This window comes from Pseudoflavonifractor phocaeensis, assembly GCF_016901955.1.
In the GTDB taxonomy this organism is placed as follows: domain Bacteria; phylum Bacillota; class Clostridia; order Oscillospirales; family Oscillospiraceae; genus Flavonifractor; species Flavonifractor phocaeensis_A.
This window is the reverse complement of sequence record NZ_JACJLC010000014.1, coordinates 1-17,411: the sequence shown is the minus strand read 5'-3', so window position 1 is coordinate 17,411 and position 17,411 is coordinate 1. Positions and strand designations below refer to the sequence as shown.

At 57.2% G+C, this 17,411-nt stretch carries 12 protein-coding genes and 2 pseudogenes; 12 read left to right on the top strand and 2 right to left on the bottom strand.

Annotated elements, in window-relative coordinates; translation table 11 throughout:
• Nucleotides 1-137 precede the first annotated feature (137 nt).
• From H6B51_RS04980 to H6B51_RS04960, 5 genes are all read left to right on the top strand, one after another.
• Complete coding sequence (locus H6B51_RS04980; protein ID WP_204882640.1) at nt 138-2,237, top strand: type IA DNA topoisomerase; 2,100 nt, start codon at nt 138-140, stop codon at nt 2,235-2,237.
• Nucleotides 2,234-2,515: an immunoglobulin gene (locus H6B51_RS04975; RefSeq protein ID WP_204882639.1), complete on the top strand. Its 282-nt coding sequence runs from the start codon at nt 2,234-2,236 to the stop codon at nt 2,513-2,515. Before H6B51_RS04980 ends, H6B51_RS04975 begins: the two co-directional genes overlap by 4 nt.
• A 2-nt stretch (nt 2,516-2,517) precedes the next feature.
• Nucleotides 2,518-5,502, top strand: a complete 2,985-nt coding sequence (locus H6B51_RS04970) for a YodL domain-containing protein (RefSeq protein ID WP_204882638.1) — start codon at nt 2,518-2,520, stop codon at nt 5,500-5,502.
• A 1-nt stretch (nt 5,503) separates the two neighbouring features.
• Nucleotides 5,504-5,719 (top strand): transposon-transfer assisting family protein, encoded by a 216-nt coding sequence (locus tag H6B51_RS04965; RefSeq protein WP_118426174.1) that lies wholly within the window; start codon nt 5,504-5,506, stop codon nt 5,717-5,719.
• A gap of 68 nt (nt 5,720-5,787) precedes the next feature.
• Nucleotides 5,788-6,393: a hypothetical protein gene (locus H6B51_RS04960; protein ID WP_118426175.1), complete on the top strand. Its 606-nt coding sequence runs from the start codon at nt 5,788-5,790 to the stop codon at nt 6,391-6,393.
• Here the strand turns inward: H6B51_RS04960 and H6B51_RS17620 are convergent.
• Entirely contained in the window at nt 6,365-7,213 is an 849-nt protein-coding gene (locus H6B51_RS17620) for a hypothetical protein (protein ID WP_243421143.1), read from the bottom strand. The genes H6B51_RS04960 and H6B51_RS17620 overlap by 29 nt on opposite strands.
• Here H6B51_RS17620 and H6B51_RS17615 point away from each other — a divergent pair.
• The 6 genes and pseudogenes from H6B51_RS17615 (at nt 7,212) to H6B51_RS04935 (ending at nt 16,072) form a co-directional block, all read left to right on the top strand.
• Nucleotides 7,212-7,568: a TnpV protein gene (locus H6B51_RS17615; protein ID WP_243421142.1), complete on the top strand. Its 357-nt coding sequence runs from the start codon at nt 7,212-7,214 to the stop codon at nt 7,566-7,568. The two genes, H6B51_RS17620 and H6B51_RS17615, sit on opposite strands and share 2 nt — an antisense overlap.
• 11 nt (nt 7,569-7,579) lie before the next feature.
• Nucleotides 7,580-14,239, top strand: a pseudogene (locus tag H6B51_RS04955) (SNF2-related protein); the annotation flags it as partial.
• Nucleotide 14,240: 1 nt separating this feature from the next.
• Nucleotides 14,241-15,047, top strand: a complete 807-nt coding sequence (locus H6B51_RS04950; protein ID WP_204882636.1) for a DUF3848 domain-containing protein — start codon at nt 14,241-14,243, stop codon at nt 15,045-15,047.
• Nucleotides 15,044-15,388, top strand: coding sequence for a plasmid mobilization protein (locus tag H6B51_RS04945; RefSeq protein WP_204882635.1), 345 nt, complete (start codon nt 15,044-15,046; stop codon nt 15,386-15,388). The genes H6B51_RS04950 and H6B51_RS04945 overlap by 4 nt, the downstream gene beginning before the upstream one ends.
• Before the next feature lie 145 nt (nt 15,389-15,533).
• On the top strand, nt 15,534-15,845 hold the full coding sequence (locus tag H6B51_RS04940; protein ID WP_204882634.1) for a CD1845 family protein: 312 nt from the start codon (nt 15,534-15,536) through the stop codon (nt 15,843-15,845).
• 11 nt (nt 15,846-15,856) lie between these two features.
• Nucleotides 15,857-16,072 carry a hypothetical protein gene (locus H6B51_RS04935; RefSeq protein ID WP_204882633.1) on the top strand — a complete coding sequence of 72 codons (216 nt, stop codon included), beginning with the start codon at nt 15,857-15,859 and terminating at the stop codon, nt 16,070-16,072.
• A 36-nt stretch (nt 16,073-16,108) separates the two neighbouring features.
• On the opposite strand, the gene H6B51_RS04930 is transcribed toward H6B51_RS04935, so the two are convergent.
• Complete coding sequence (locus H6B51_RS04930; RefSeq protein WP_335342109.1) at nt 16,109-16,354, bottom strand: helix-turn-helix domain-containing protein; 246 nt, start codon at nt 16,352-16,354, stop codon at nt 16,109-16,111.
• Nucleotides 16,355-16,936: 582 nt separating this feature from the next.
• Between H6B51_RS04930 and H6B51_RS04925 the strand changes: the two are divergent.
• Nucleotides 16,937-17,308, top strand: a pseudogene (locus H6B51_RS04925) (relaxase/mobilization nuclease domain-containing protein); the annotation flags it as partial.
• Nucleotides 17,309-17,411 lie beyond the last annotated feature (103 nt).

The following is a 17,411-nucleotide window of genomic DNA, read 5'->3' as shown; positions in this document are numbered from 1 at the left end:
GGAAACTTCCCGCTCTCCTTCTTTATCTCCCGGCCACCCCTGTTATGGCTGCGGAAATTACCGTGACGGTCAGCCCTGCGTGGGATTCTGCCACCGGCAGCTGACCGCATGGCTGCGGGAAAGGAGGATGAAAAACCATGAAACTGGTGATCGCTGAGAAACCGTCCGTTGCCCAAAGTCTGGCCGCCGTGATCGGGGCCACCGCCCGCAAGGACGGCTACCTGGAGGGCGGCGGCTGGCGAGTGAGCTGGTGTGTGGGCCATCTGGCTGGGCTGGCCGACGCCGACGCTTATAACCCGGACTACGCCAAGTGGCGCTATGACGATCTGCCCATTCTGCCGGAACCCTGGCAGATGGTGGTGAGCAAGGACAAGAAGAAACAGTTTGATGTGCTGAAACAGCTGATGAACGCCCCGGATGTGACCGAAGTGGTAAACGCCTGCGACGCCGGACGCGAGGGGGAGCTGATCTTCCGCAGCGTCTACGAGCTGGCGGGCTGCCAGAAGCCTATGAAGCGGCTCTGGATTTCCTCGATGGAGGATTCCGCCATCCGGGAGGGCTTTGCAAACCTGCGCCCCGGTGCGGACTATGATGGTCTGCGGGATGCGGCCCTCTGCCGCGCCAAGGCGGACTGGCTGGTGGGGATCAATGCCACCCGGTTGTTTTCGGTGCTGTACCATCGGACCCTCAACATCGGGCGCGTCATGTCCCCGACGCTGGCCCTCATCGTCCAGCGGGAGGCCGAGATCGACACTTTCAAGCCGGTGCCGTTCTACACGGTCACGCTGGAGCTGCCCGGCTTCACCGTTTCCGGGGAGCGCATGGCGGACAAAGCCGCCGCCCAGCAGCAGAAAACAGCCTGCCAGGGTGCGGCTGCCACGGTGAAAAAGGTGGAGCGCAAGGACAAGTCCGAGAAGCCGCCCGCCCTCTATGACCTGACTACCCTCCAGCGGGACGCCAACCGGCTACTAGGATACACCGCCCAGCAGACTTTGGATTATTTGCAGAATCTGTACGAAAAGAAGCTCTGCACCTACCCCCGGACGGACAGCCGCTACTTGACCTCTGACATGGCTGAAAGCCTGCCGGTGCTGGTGAATCTGGTCGCCAATGCTATGCCGTTTCGGAAAGGGATCGTCATTTCCTGCGATGCGGCCCAGGTCATCAACGACAAGAAAGTGACCGACCACCATGCGGTGATCCCTACCCGCAACCTCCAGGGTGTAGACCTGTCCGGCCTGCCGGTGGGTGAAAAGGCTGTGCTGGAACTGGTGGCTCTGCGGCTGATGTGCGCCGTAGCCCAGCCCTATACCTTTGCGGAAACCGCCGTTGTTGTCGAGTGCGCCGGTGCGGAGTTTACCGCCAAGGGCCGCACGGTGAAAAATCACGGCTGGCGGACGCTGGACGCTGCATACCGCACAGGGCTGAAAAATGTGGAGCAGGACAAAGAAACCGAGGACAAGGCTCTGCCGGAGCTGTCTGAAGGTCAGACGCTGCCCCTTTCTGGTGTTGCCGTTAAGGAGGGCAAGACCACCCCGCCCAAGCACTTCACCGAAGATACGCTGCTTTCCGCAATGGAGACTGCCGGGAAGGACGATATGCCGGAGGACGCCGAGCGGAAGGGCCTGGGAACTCCGGCCACCCGCGCCGGTATCTTGGAAAAGCTGGTGTCCACCGGCTTTCTGGAACGCAAAAAGAGCAAAAAGCAAGTACAGCTCCTGCCGTCCCATGATGCGGTGTCCCTTATCACCGTGCTGCCGGAGCAGCTGCAATCGCCTCTGCTGACCGCTGAATGGGAGTACCGGCTGGGCGAGATTGAGCGCGGCGAGCTGGCCCCGGAGGACTTTATGGCCGGGATCAGCGCCATGCTCCAGGAGCTAGTGAGGACCTATCAGGTCATCAAGGGGACCGAGTACCTGTTCACGCCGCCCCGCGAAGTGGTGGGCAAATGCCCCCGCTGCGGTGGCGATGTGGCGGAGCTGCAAAAAGGCTTCTTCTGCCAGAACGAGGGCTGTAAATTTGCCATTTGGAAAAACAACAAGTGGTGGGAGCTGAAGCGCAAGCAGCCCACCAAGGCCATCGTGACGGCGCTGCTCAAGGATGGCCGCGCCCATGTGACCGGCCTGTACTCCGAGAAAACCGGCAAGACTTACGACGCCACCGTGGTGCTGGAGGACGATGGGAAGTACGCCAATTTCAAGCTGGCGTTTGACCGGCAGAAAGGCGGCAAACGATGAAGCTTTCCCTCTATGAGCAGGAAACCATTATCCTCTACAACCAGGCCGAGGCCGCCGCCGAGGTCTATACCCATGATTCCCGGCTGCTGGAGAAATTGCGGCGGCTGGCGGAGAAATATCCGGACCAGATCGTGAAAAAGGACCGGCAGACCTTCACGGTTCCCAAACGCTGCGTGTCGGTCCGGGAGCCGTACAGCAACCAGCGCCGCAAGGCAGCCAGTGAACGGGCCAAGGCTGCCGGGTACAGGCCGCCCACCCCCAAGAAGGGCAGCGAGTAAGCATGGCCGAGAGCGTCTTTGAGACCGTCAAGCAGTCCATCACCGTCCGGGAAGCGGCGCAGATGTACGGGATCGAGGTCAACCGGAGCGGCATGGCCTGCTGCCCGTTCCACGATGACAAAAATCCCAGCATGAAGCTGAACGAGGAATACTTCTACTGCTTCGGCTGCGGAGCTACCGGCGATGTGATCGACTTCACCGCCCAACTCTACAATCTGTCTCCCAAGGAGGCCGCCGAAAAGCTGGCCCAGGATTTTGGCCTGGCTTATGACAGTCATGCCCCTCCCCGGAGGCGCTATATCCGACAGAAATCCGAGGCCCAGAAATTCAAGGAGGACCGGGACCATGCCTTTCAGGTCCTGGCTGACTACTATCATCTGCTGAGAAAGTGGGAAACCGACTATTCCCCCAAAACGCCGGAAGAAAATCCCCATCCCCGTTTTATGGAGGCAATCCAGAAAAAGGACTATACGGGCTATCTGCTGGATTTTTTTCTGGAGGACGGCCCGGAGGAACAAAAGCTGTGGATTGCCGAACATCAATCAGAAATCGCCAATTTGGAAAGGAGAGTGAAAATCATGGCTGATAAGCCCACCAACCGGGAGCGGTTGCAGGAAATCACGGCAGGCATTGAACAGGGTATCAAGGAGCTGTTCGAGAGTGAAAAGTATATGCGCTACCTGTCCGTCATGTCCAAGTTCCACCGTTACTCCGTCAACAACACCATGCTCATCTATATGCAGCGCCCAGACGCCACCCTGGTGGCCGGGTTCAACAAATGGAAAAACCAGTTTGAACGCCATGTGAAAAAGGGTGAGCATGGCATTACCATCATCGCCCCTACGCCCTACAAAAAGAAGATTGAGGAAATGAAGCGCGACCCGGACACCCATGCCCTCATCCTGGACGCGGATGACAAGGCGGTCATGGAGGAAAAGGAAATCGAAATCCCCATGTTCCGCCCAGTCAAGGTGTTTGATGTTTCGCAGACGGACGGAAAGCCTCTGCCGGAGCTGGCCTCCAGCCTGTCCGGGACGGTGCCGCACTATGAGGCATTTCTGGAGGCGGTGCGGCGCTCCGCCCCGGTTCCCATCGAGTTTGAGCCGATGGCCGCGAACATGGACGGCTATTTTTCCTCCGAGCAGCAGCGGATCGCCCTCCGGGAAGGCATGAGCGAGGTGCAGACTGTTTCCGCCGCTGTCCATGAGACCGCGCACAGTAAGCTCCATGACCCCAAAAAGTATGAAGCGGAGCCGACCTGGAAAATTGTGATGGTGAGTGAGGGCGGTGTCAAGCACGATTATCGCCTGGACTTTGCAACCGAAGCGGAGGCTGAACAGGCTGCTGCTGAGGAAAACTGGCGCTTTGTGGACGAAAATCGCTTCGAGTGGCGTCTGGAAGTACAGGAAGATCTGACGGCGGTGAAACAGGCCGCCAAGAACCGCAACACCGAGGAAGTGGAGGCCGAGAGCATTTCCTATGCGGTCTGCCAGTATTTCGGCATCCAGACCGGCGAAAACAGCTTCGGATACATCGCTTCCTGGTCCAAGGACAAGGAACTGAAGGAGCTGCGGGCCAGCCTGGAGACCATCAACAAGACTTCCTGCGAGCTGATTAACGACATCGAGCGCAACTACAAGGAAATCTGTAAGGAGCGCGGCATTGACCTGACCGCCGCCCCGGAGCCGGAGCAGGCACCCCAGCAGGCTGTGGAGGAAAAAGCCCCTGCGGAAGAAGTATCCCAGCCCAGCGCCGAGTACCGGGAGGCCCTGCTGGTGCTGGACGATACCGCCTATCTCCATGTTCAGCCCTGCGACACCGGCTGGGACTACACGCTCTATGATGTGGCAACCATGAAGCAGCTGGACGGCGGCCAGCTGGACGGGGCCGACATGGGCCGTTCCGCAGCAGTCAGCCATATCTGCGAGGACCTGGGGCTGGGCGGCAAGTCCATCAAGTATGCCTCGCTGTCCATGATCAAGACTTTGCAGGAGGCAGCCTCCCAGCAGATGCAGGAACAGGTCAGCCAGCAGACCACAGAAACCGCAGCCGCCCAGCTGCCGGATGCCCAGGAACAGGCGTTGGACGAGTATCCCATGCCGGACCCGGTGCTGACCCAGGATGATCTGGAGAAATGCGGCTGTCTGGACAGCGACCTTTTGCCCCTCTCCAAAGAGCGGGCCTATGAGCTGATGGAGCGCGATTTGACCGTTTATATCATCCAGGAGGGCGAGAATCCGGCTATGGCCTTTGATACCGCCGATCTGGACGCCCATGACGGCATCTTCGCCGTGTCCCGCGAGGAATGGGAGGAAAGCCCGGAGTTTGATAAGCTGGTCAAGGACCGCATGGACCACCAGGAGGAACGGGAGCAGGCGTTTCTCTCCCACAAGGGGGACTGCTTCGCCATTTATCAGGTGAAGCACACCGACGAGCTGCGGGACATCCGCTACGAGGGCCTGGAATGGCTCCAATCCATCGGGCGGACGGTGCAGCGGGATAACTATGAGCTGGTTTACACTGCTCCGCTGCTGCCCTTTGACCTGAAAGGCGATACCACCGAACAGCTCTTTTACCGTTTCAACAATGAACATCCCGCCGATTACGGCCATCCGTCCATGAGCGTCAGCGACATCGTTGCCATCAAGCGGGACGGCAAGGTATCCTGTCATTACTGCGACAGCTTCGGCTTTCAGCAGGTTCCCGGATTCCTGCCGGACAATCCGCTGAAAAATGCGGAGATGATGTTGGAGGATGACTATGGCATGATCGACGGTATCATCAACAACGGCCCCAAAGAGCCGACAGTGGCCCAGCTGGAACAGCAGGCCCGCAGCGGCCAGCCGATTTCCCTCATGGATTTGGCTGCCGCCGCCCACCGGGAGGACCGGGAAAAGAAAAAGTCCGTCATGGAGCAGCTGAAAAGCCAGCCCAAGGCGGAACACAAAAAGACAGCGCCCAAAAAGAGCGCGGAAAGGGAGATTTGATATGGGAAACTTCACTTTTGAGGAAACGAACCTGCTTTGTATCTACAACACCGGCAGCCGCACCGGGCTGATCGCCGCTCTGACGGAGATGCGCGGTGAGCTTTCGCCGGAGGAAGCCGAGCTGCGGGAGCTGACCGACAGCACTCTGGGCAAGCTCCAGGCCATGAGCGACGCCGAGTTTGCCGAGCTGGAGTTGTACCCGGACTTCGACGAGTAAATTCAATATTCCCCCTTGTACAAGATGTGTTATAATGGTTTTAATCTTACATGAAGGGGCGTACAGGCTTGGATAAAGATAAAAATGGAGTGGTTATAAAAGTAATTAAAGGTGTCGGATTTGCAGTCGCATTGTTCATCATCATCCCCGCTATAACAGCTATAATTGTATCTGTGTCGCTTTTCCCATGTCTTGAAACCAGCAACGACTGGATTGGTTTTTTAGGAAGTTATTTTGGCTCTATACTCGGAGGCATTATTACACTCCTTGTAATGCAAAAGACACTTGTGAGCAGCAAAGAATTACAGCGCAGAGATGAACGGCGTCAATTATGCAATCACATCGCATCGCTATCCTCCGATTTTTGTATTGAGTTGATGGCATATCGGTCTAAATGGAAAATGCTATATAATCAAGCACAAGGGCAAAGTATTGATGCAGAGAAAAAAATTGAGTTAGGAGCTACCACAGAGAAACCCCGACGAATCATGTTTGAAATGGAAATTCTCTTGTGCGATGTTGAGGCAGCAAATGACTGTCTTGAATACATGAAATACTTGTTGAGCGATGCTGAACTGACAAAAAAGAGCCTTCAAGAAACAGAAGAATTGTTAAACGAGTTTAGACAGAAAATCCGAACACTTATTAGTAGTTACTTGAAAGAGCGGCATTGAGCCGCTCTTTTCTTTTACCTAAAAAACGAAAGGAGGACAGAAAACCATGCCATCCAAAGCTGAATTTTACCGGCAGATGGCCGAGCAGGTATCGACCCAGCTTGTGGGCAGCTGGAAGGAATGGACGGCCTTTCTCACTACTGCCGCCCGCCTCTACAAATATCCGTTCCATGAACAGATGATGATTTACGCCCAGCGCCCGGACGCCACCGCCTGCGCCGAGTATGACCTGTGGAATGAAAAAATGGGACGGTATGTGCGCCGTGGCTCCAAGGGGATTGCCCTGGTGGACGATTCCGGCGACAGGCCCCGGCTGCGCTATGTGTTCGATATTTCCGACACCGGGACCCGTGAACATTCCCGCACCCCCTGGCTGTGGCAGCTGGAGGAACAACACATCGGGCCTGTGTCGGCTATGCTGGAGCGCAGCTACGGCGTTGCCGGTGACGATCTCGCCCAGCAGCTCACCGATGTGGCCGGAAAGCTGGCCAGTGAGTATTGGGACGAGCATCAGCAGGACTTCCGCTATATCGTTGACGGTTCGTTTCTGGAGGAGTACGATGATCTCAACATCGAAGTCCAATTTAAGTCCGCCGCCACCGTCAGCATCGCCTACGCCCTGATGTCCCGCTGTGGGCTGGATACGGAACAATACTTCCAGCATGAGGACTTCATGCCGATTTTCGATTTCAATACCCCGGCCACGGTTGGGGCGTTGGGAGCGGCGGTCAGCCAAATCAACCAGCAGGTGCTGCGGCAGATCGGCGTCACTATCCAGAACTATGAGCGCGAACAACTCGCGGAAAGGAGCGTTACACATGGAGAACAACCTGACTTACACGAGGAACGGCGATTACCTGATTCCCGACCTGAGCCTGAGCGAACAGCCGGAGAAGCCCCTGGGCAAGTACGGGCGGCTGCGGAAAGCGTATCTGAAGGAACACCGGCCCCTGATCTACAACCAGCTGCTGCTGACCGAGAAGCTGTACCCGCACCTCATCGAGATCGACGAGACGGCGAACAGCCGTCTGGAGCAGATGATGCCCCAGCTGGCGGAGTCGGCGGGCGCGACGGAGGAGCTGAAAGCCCGCGATCCGATGCGCTGGGTGGGCCTGATGAACACCTGCAAGGCCCAGGCCGAGGAGATTCTGATGGCGGAGCTTATCAACAGCTGACCTTAAACCTGTTCCTCTCCGAAGCGGAACAAATCCAAAGAATAGACGAAGCAGAGAATGTGCAAACATCCTCTGCTTTTTCTTTTGCCCAGGAACAGCCGCAGCCGGAAACTGGCAGCCATGAGACGGAGGCGGCAAAACCCACTCTCCGGGAGCTGCATGAGCAATACAAGCCCATGGTGCTGGAGGCCGTTACCCAGGACATCCGATACCGCAACGCCTGCGGTCACAGTGATTATGAAAACGCTATGATCGAGTGTAATGCTGCTGTGCGCCACGCCATTCTTGATTCCCACGATATAGAGCTGATCCGCCTGTTCTCTGATGTGCCGGAATTTCGCCAGCGGCTGCACCGGGAAGTGGCAGACGAAACCTATCCCAAGCTCCATGAACTGCTGCGCCCGCTCTCGGACAATGACATTGACCGGGCTATCCAGAAGTGGAACGGCAGGATCGAGAGCAAACACGCCGTTGCCCGCTACATGAAAGACCACGCGCGGGAAAAAGACACCGCTGCATGGCTGGCTCGTGAATTTGACGGCGGCGACGGTAAGACCCCGTTTGCAGTACGCCCAGAAAGCCCTGAAGGAACGGCGCTGCCCTGGCCCAAGGTACAGCGCCGGATCGCCCAGCTCATCAAGGAGGACCGTTTCTACACCCAGGTCGAACAGGACAATCTGGACGATGTGGACCCCATCGCCATCCGGGAGGCCCTGGCCCAGCGCGGCATTGTGGATGGCCAAGTGGTGGACCCGGAAAAGCTGGACAGCGACCCCTTTATTCAGCAGGTCATGCGGGATGTGGAGGCCATATCCAGGGAGACCAGCCAAGCAGACCAGCCGGAACAGCCTTCTTCCGGTGATTCGCGTGTTCCTGTGTCAGACGAAGAATATGCGGCGGCCCGTGGCACGGTCCGGGAGCGGACTTCTTATGATCCAACAGTCCCTCCCTACCATGTGGGGGATATTGTCTATCTGGATGACCGCGCTCACCAGATCACAGAGCTGCGGGATGACACCGTGGAGCTGCTGCCCACCGGCATGAGCTATCCCATCTACCGGGTCGAGCGTCAGGAACAGTTTGAGCAGCTTCTTCGGGCAGATAACCGCAACGACTTCTATACCGAGTTTCTTCCGGTAAACCCGGATGCGGTAGACCAAGACCTGCGGGATGTGCTGGCCCACGGCCTGATCGGTGAGGCGGACAAGGCGGAGCTTTCCGAGCTTCTTCGCAACGGCAAGAGCAATCGGGAGATCGCCCTTTGGCTCAGCCGAACCTATCCCAACAGCGTGGAAACGATGAAGCTGGAAACCGGAGAAACAGCCGATTACCGCTCTACGCCTGAAGGTATCGAGCTGGAAGTGCTGGACGCAGAGGAAAAGCGTCTGGCTATGCTGTTCTTCCGCTGGGACGAGGCTGTACCTTTGCTGCGCGGGCTGTATGCCCGTCAGCTGGACGGTTTTGGACAGGAACGCCCGGAACCGGCTGCTGAAACCCCGGCTTACCACGCCGAGACTGTAGCCGTCTATCCAGGCGACAAGAACCATCTGCCCTATGATGTTGTGGTTCAGACCCTGCGGACCGATGAACCGGAGCCTCCCGCACCTGCCATCGAACCGGAAAAGACCCTGGATGAAGTGCTGGACGAACATCCCATTTCCATCCAGGTCAACGGCGAGTGGCAGACTTTCCCCAATGCCAGGGCCGCCGAGGAAGCCGCTTATGGGGAGTACAAGGAGAACCTGCGCCGCACCGCCGAGAATTTCCGTATCACGGACGATCACTTGGGCGAAGGCGGCCCCAAGGCCAAGTTCCAAGCCAATATTGAGGCAATCAAGCTGCTGAAATACCTGGAGGAAACCACCGGGCAGGCAACGCCGGAGCAGCAGCAAGTCCTTTCCCGGTATGTGGGCTGGGGCGGCCTTGCCGACGCATTTGACCCCGACAAGGAAAGCTGGAGCAAGGAATATGCCCAGCTGAAGGAGCTGCTGACCCGGTCGGAATACGCCGCTGCCAGAGGGTCCACCCTCAATGCCCATTACACCAGCCCCACCGTCATCCGTGCCATCTATGAGGCTGTGGAGCGGATGGGCTTCCATACCGGTAACATCCTGGAGCCGTCCTGTGGTGTGGGCAACTTCTTCGGTATGCTGCCGGAGGAAATGCGAAACAGCCGTCTGTACGGCGTGGAGCTGGATTCTATCAGCGGGCGTATTGCAAAGCAGCTCTATCCCAAGGCTGACATCACCGTGGCAGGATTTGAGACCACCGACAGACGGGATTTCTACGATCTGGCGGTGGGCAATGTGCCTTTCGGCCAGTATCAGGTTCGGGACAAAGCCTACGACAAGCTGAATTTCAGCATTCACAACTACTTTTTTGCCAAGGCGTTGGACCAGGTGCGTCCTGGTGGCGTGGTGGCCTTTGTCACCAGCCGCTATACGATGGACGCCAAAGATTCCACCGTGCGCCGGTATCTGGCCCAGCGCGCCGAGCTGCTGGGGGCTATCCGTCTGCCCAACAATGCGTTCAAGGCCAATGCCGGGACCGAGGTTGTATCGGACATCATCTTCCTCCAAAAGCGAGATCGCCCGCTGGACATTGTGCCGGAGTGGACGCAGACTGGCCAGACCGAGGATGGCTTTACTATCAACCGCTATTTCTTGGACCACGCGGAGATGGTGCTGGGCCGACAGGAGCCGGAAAGCACCGCCCATGGCATGGACTACACCGTGAACCCCATCGAGGGGCTGGAACTGGCCGATCAGCTGCATGATGCCGTGAAGTACATTCGCGGCACCTACCAGGAGGCTGAGCTGCCGGAGCTGGGCGAGGGCGAAGCCATCGACACTTCTATCCCTGCTGACCCCAATGTGAAAAATTACTCCTACACCGTTGTGGACGGCGATGTGTATTACCGTGAAAACAGCCGCATGGTGCGGCCTGACCTCAACGCCACCGCCGAAGCCCGTGTCAAAGGGCTGGTGGGGCTGCGGGATTGTGTGCAGCAGCTCATCGACCTGGAGATGGATGCCGCCGCGCCGGATGCCGACATCCAGGCGCAGATGGCCGAGTTGAACCGCCGCTATGACGATTTCTCCGCCAAGTACGGCCTTATCAATGACCGGGCAAACCGGCTGGCCTTTGCCGACGATTCCAGCTATTATCTGCTCTGCGCGCTGGAGATCGTGGACGAGGACGGCAGGCTGGAGCGCAAGGCGGATATGTTCACAACGAGAACCATCAAGCCCCATGAGGCGGTGACTTCCGTGGATACCGCCAGCGAAGCCCTGGCCGTATCCATTGCGGAAAAGGCCCGTGTGGATATGGAGTACATGGAACAGCTTACCGGCAAGACCAGCGACGAGCTGGCCGCTGAGCTGCAAGGCGTGATCTTCCGCTTGCCTGGGCCGGTGCCGGAGGGAGAACGGCCTATCTATGTGACCGCCGATGAATATTTGTCCGGCAATGTGCGGCGCAAGCTGCGGCAGGCGCAGTGGGCCGCACAGCAGGACCCATCCTTTGCCATCAATGTGGAGGCCCTGACCGCCGCGCAGCCCAAAGACCTGGACGCTTCGGAGATTGAGGTGCGCCTGGGCGCTACCTGGATCGACAAGGAGTACATCCAGCAATTCATGTATGAGACCTTCAACACCCCGTACTACCTCCAGCGCGCCATCCAGGTCAATTACGCCTCTTTCACCGCCGAATGGCAGGTCACTGGCAAAAACTCTGTATCCGAAAACGATGTGGCGGCCTACACCACCTACGGAACCAGCCGCGCCAACGCCTACAAGATTTTGGAGGACAGCCTGAACCTGCGGGATGTCCGCATTTACGACACCGTGGAGGACGCGGACGGCAGGGAACGCCGGGTGCTGAACGCCAGGGAGACCACTCTGGCCGCCCAAAAGCAGCAGGCCATCCGGGACGCTTTCCGCGATTGGATTTGGAGAGACCCGGAGCGCCGTCAGACCCTGGTGCGCCAGTACAACGAGGAAATGAACTCCACCCGCCCCCGTGAATACGACGGGTCTCACATCACTTTCGGCGGCATGAACCCATCCATCACCCTGCGGGATCACCAGCTGGGAGCTATCGCCCATATTCTCTATGGCGGCAATACGCTGCTGGCACACGAGGTGGGCGCGGGCAAGACTTTTGAGATGGTGGCCGCTGCGATGGAATCCAAGCGCCTGGGGCTGTGCCAGAAGTCCCTCTTTGTGGTGCCAAACCACCTGACGGAGCAGTGGGCTTCGGAGTTTCTGCGGCTCTATCCCTCCGCCAAAATCCTGGTCACGACCAAGAAAGACTTTGAGACCCATAACCGAAAGAAGTTTTGCGCCCGGATCGCCACCGGCGACTACGACGCCGTTATCATCGGCCACTCGCAGTTTGAAAAAATCCCCATCAGCCGGGAGCGCCAGGAACGGCTCCTCTACGAGCAGATCGACGAGATCACCGAGGGGATTGCCGAGGTGCAGGCCAGCGGCGGTGAGCGTTTCACGGTCAAGCAGCTGGAACGGACCCGCAAATCCCTGGAGGCCAGACTGGAAAAGCTCCAGGCCGAGAGCCGTAAGGACGATGTGGTGACTTTTGAGCAGCTGGGTGTGGACCGCCTGTTCGTCGATGAAGCGCACAACTACAAGAACCTGTTTTTATACACTAAGATGCGGAATGTGGCGGGCCTCTCCACCAGCGATGCCCAAAAGTCCAGCGATATGTTCGCCAAGTGCCGCTACATGGACGAGATCACCGGCAGCCGAGGGGTTATCTTTGCCACCGGCACCCCGGTCAGCAACTCCATGACCGAGCTTTACACCATGCAGCGGTATCTCCAGTATGACCGCTTGCAGGAACTGAGCATGACCCACTTTGACTGCTGGGCGTCGCGCTTTGGTGAAACGACGACGGCGCTGGAGCTGGCACCGGAAGGCACCGGTTACCGGGCGCGCACCCGCTTCTCCAAGTTTTTCAATTTGCCTGAACTCATGACTTTGTTCCGCGAGGTTGCCGACATCAAAACCGCCGATCAGCTTCACCTGCCTACGCCGGAGGTGGAGTACCACAACATTGTGGCACAGCCCACTGAACAGCAGCAGGAAATGGTGAAGGCCCTCTCTGAGCGGGCCTCCCTGGTACACAGCGGCACGGTGGACCCTTCCCAGGACAATATGCTCAAGATCACCAGCGATGGCCGCAAGCTGGGGCTGGACCAGCGTATCATCAACCAGTTGCTGCCGGACGAACCCGGCACCAAGGTCAACCAATGTGTCGCAAACATCATGCAGATCTGGCGGGACGGCGAGGCCGACAAGCTGACCCAGCTGGTATTCTGCGACATTTCCACACCCCAGGCGGCCCCTGCGAAAAAGGCGGCCAAGGCGCTGGACAATCCCACGCTCCATGCGCTGGAACAGGCTGTGCCGCTGGAAAAGCCGGAGCCGGTCTTTACCATCTACGAGGACATCCGGCAAAAACTCATCGCCCAGGGGATGCCAGCCGAGCAGATCGCCTTTATCCATGAGGCCAATACCGAAGTCAGGAAAAAGGAGCTGTTCGCCAAGGTCCGCACCGGCCAGGTGCGTGTCCTGCTGGGCAGCACCGCCAAAATGGGCGCTGGCACCAATGTGCAGGATCGGCTTGTGGCGCTCCATGACCTGGACTGCCCGTGGCGGCCGGGAGACCTTGCACAGCGCAAGGGTCGTATTGAGCGCCAGGGCAACCAAAATCCACTGGTCCATGTGTACCGCTATGTGACTGAGGGAACCTTTGACGCTTATTTGTGGCAGACGGTGGAGAACAAGCAGAAATTCATCAGCCAGATTATGACTTCCAAATCGCCGGTGAGAAGCTGCGACGATGTGGACGAAACGGCGCTGTCCTTTGCCGAGATCAAGGCCCTGTGCGCCGGAGACCCCCGTATCAAGGAGCGCATGGACCTGGATTTGGAGGTCTCTAAGCTGAAGCTGATGAAAGCCGACCACCAGAGCAAACAGTACCGTCTGGAGGACCAGCTGCTGAAATACTTCCCGGAGGAAATCGAAAAGCACAAGGGCTTTATTCAGGGCTTTGAAACAGACCTGGAGACCCTGGCTACCCACCCTCACCCGGAGGACGGTTTTGCCGGTATGGAAATCCGGGGCGATACCCTGACAGACAAGGAGAACGCCGGTGCTGCCCTGCTGGATGCCTGCAAGGAGGTCAAAGGCTCCGAGCCTGTGCAGATCGGCAGCTACCGGGGCTTCACTATGTCCGTGGAGTTTTCGGCCTGGAAACAGGAATATACGCTCCTGCTGAAAGGCCAGATGACCCACCGGGCAAGCCTCGGCACAGACCCACGCGGCAACCTGACCCGCATTGATAATGCGCTCTCTCAAATGCCCCAGCGCCTGGAGGCGGCCAAGGCCCAGCTGGACAATCTGTATCAGCAGCAGGCCGCCGCCAAGGAGGAAGTGGGCAAGCCTTTCTCTTATGAGGATGATCTGCGGGTAAAGTCCGCCCGTCTGGTGGAGCTGGACACGCTTCTGAATCTGGACGGCAGGGGCCGCTCTCAGCCGGAGTCCATGATCGCCAAGAGCGCACGACCCTCGGTGCTGGACAGTTTGAAGCGTCCGGTGCCGCCCCGCAGCCCCGAAAAGAAACCGAAACAGCATGAGGAGGTGCGATAACATGAATACCAACGATCTGAATACGGCCCTCTATGAGAAGATGGCCGCTGAACAGGACAAATACCGGGACTGGCTGAAAAGCCAGCCCCCGGCAGAGGTCCTGAACCACGCCTACGAATACACCGTCCGGGAGGACATCGTGATGGCGATGGAGGAACTGGAGCTGACCGATGCCCAGGCCCAGGCGCTGCTGGATTCGCCCACGCCGCTGGCCGATGTGTACCACTACTTTGAGAAGGTGGAGACTGACCACATGGATGTGGTTCGGGACTGTATCGAAATCAGGGCCGATGATATGTGCAGGGATTTGGATGAACAGTACTGCGCCCCTCTCTATCTCCATTCTGCTGCTTATGCGTTCCAGCATGGGGAGATGGCACAATATAACCGTTCTTATCAGGCAAATCTCGACTGCAAAGAGGCCATTGAACACGCCATCAGCGCCCATTATGCGGATAACCGGCTGGATACGGAGTTTGCGGTTAAGACGGTGCTGGAAAAGTTCAGAGCAGAACGAGTACAGTTCATCCTTGCTAACACCATTCAGCATAAGGACAGCGATGGTCGCATTTCCCGTGACAACAAAGCCTGGGCAAAGACCATTCCCATGCCGGAGGACAGCGGCACTTCGCACCACTGTGCTTATCTGGTTGTGGATGGGGTCAATCCTGGCCTGACCGATCTGTTTACACGGCAGGCACGAAAAACGCTTCAAGAACCGGAGAAAGGCTCTGTCTTGCAAAAGCTCAAGCAGGAGCCGCCAGCCCGCAAGCCTGCTGTGCTGAAGAAACGGGAGCCGGAGCGGTGAACGCCCCAAAGCGCAAGCGGGATGTCCAAGTGAATTTCCGGGTCTCCCCGGAGGAGCTGGCGCTGATCGAGCAGAAAATGTCCCAACTTGGGACCAATAATCGGGAAGCCTATCTGCGGAAGATGGCCCTGGACGGTTATGTGGTGCAGCTGGACTTGCCGGAGCTGAAGGAATTGGTGTCCCTGCTGCGCCGGAGCAGCAACAATCTGAACCAGCTTACCCGCCGAGTACATGAGACCGGGCGTGTCTACGACGCTGACCTGGAGGATATAGCCCAGCGCCAGGAGCAGCTATGGGAGGGCGTGAAGGAAATCCTGACCCAGCTCGCCAATCTTTCGTGACAGGGGTATATATCCCATCTGCGGAGGGAGGAACGGCGTTCTTTTCGCCGCACTTCCCTCCGCTTTTTCTTTTTGCCCGTATCCTTGCCATTTGACAAAAATGGCTGCATAATGAGTTTAGAATAAAGCTGGAGGTGATGATTCTGTGGGAATCGCATTTGGTCTGTTAAAGCTGATTTTGAAGATCGTGGTCGCTCCGGTGGTACTGCTTCTCACTTTGGCCATCTGGATTTGTGTGGGTCTGGTTTATGTATCCGGTCTGGTGTTGGGACTTCTCAGTACGGTGGTCGCCCTGCTGGGCGTGGCCGTCCTGGTGACATACTCCCCGCAGAACGGCCTCATTCTGCTGGCGATTGCGTTTCTTATCAGTCCTTTTGGACTTCCCAAGCTGGCCTTTTGGCTGCTCGGGAAAGTGCATGATTTGAAATACGCAATACAGGATTTGGTCTATGGTTAAGGAGTAGTTCAGTGGGAAAAAGCAATAAGGTGTGCCCTGTATGTGGCCGAAAAATGAAATGTCAATTTCACGGATTGCAGCATTGTAAATGCGGAATGAGTTGGAAAAAGGATGTTGGATTTTTTGAGCGCACCAGCGATATGGTTTTTACGCTGGAACGAGTAAAGAATGAAAAAAAGGTTAAGCAGCGCCCCGCAATTCGATCAAAACAGGAAAAGCCAAAATAACAACCATAAGACCTCCGGCGAAGCTCGTCGGAGGTCTTATGGTTCCAGATTATCTTCCTTGAAAAGCGGTGAAGCGAAAAAGGTGTCTATTCCAATTTCCAGCCCCTGGCACATCTCATGGATGATCCGCAGCTTTACGGAATCGTAAGAACAGTTGATGATATTGCCTATGGTGGACTTGGGAACGCCGCTTTTCATATACAGCTGATATTGCGTCATCTTACGCTCTTCCAGCAATTCTGAAAGGCGTCTGCTGACCGCCTGATTTAGCTTCAATCGCACTCACCGTCCCTGTCCCTGTACTAAAAGTATTATATGGGCAGGCGTGTGAAAATTAGTCCCTGCAACTGTACTAATGGCGATATTTGCGCTATGATGGAAGCAGGGGTGTTTTTATGACCGTGACCTTTTGCGGCCATGCACAGATCTCGCAGTGTGAGGATGTGAAGTGTTGGCTGTACTCTGTAACGCAGAACTTGATCGAGCAAGGCGCGACTACCTTTTACCTGGGCGGCTATGGAGCCTTTGACAGCTTGGCGGCATCTGTTCTGCAAGAGCAGAAAAAGCGGTATCCGCAGATCGAGCTGATTCTTGTCTTGGCCTATCTCAACACCGGGAGAGACACTTCTGGTTACGACAGCACCGTGTACCCGCCGCTGGAAACTGTGCCGCGCCGTTTTGCGATTTCTCATAGGAATCGCTGGATGGTGGAGTCCGCTGATGTGGTAGTAGCGTATGTTCTCCATGATTGGGGTGGAGCTGCCACAACGCTGCGGTGCGCCAAACAGAAAAAAAACAGATTATTTCATACCGTGACGAGATGGGCAGCTGAGGCTGCCCATTTTTTGAAGGGAGGGAAACTTCATGGCAACCACACGCATCATGCCGCTGCACATCGGCAAGGGCCGGACCGAGAGCCGTGCCATCAGCGCAATTATCGACTATGTGGCCAACCCGCAAAAGACAGATCACGGCAGGCTCATCACTGGTTATGAGTGTGACAGCCGTGTGGCTGACGCTGAGTTCATGCTGGCCAAGCGCCAGTATATTGCCGCCACCGGACGGGTCCGGGGCACGGACGATGTGATCGCCTACCATGTCCGCCAGTCCTTCTGCCCTGGGGAGATCACCCCGGAGGAAGCCAACCGGCTGGGCGTGGAGTTTGCCAAGCGGTTCACCAAGGGCAAACACGCCTTCATCGTCTGCACCCACATCGACAAGGCCCATGTCCATAATGTACGCCCGGATAGGGCAATGAGAAAAGCAGTAGAAGGTACTGCCCCGTAAGATAACACGGGAAACAACCGGCCTAACCGAAAGGCGAAAGCTGACACGGGAA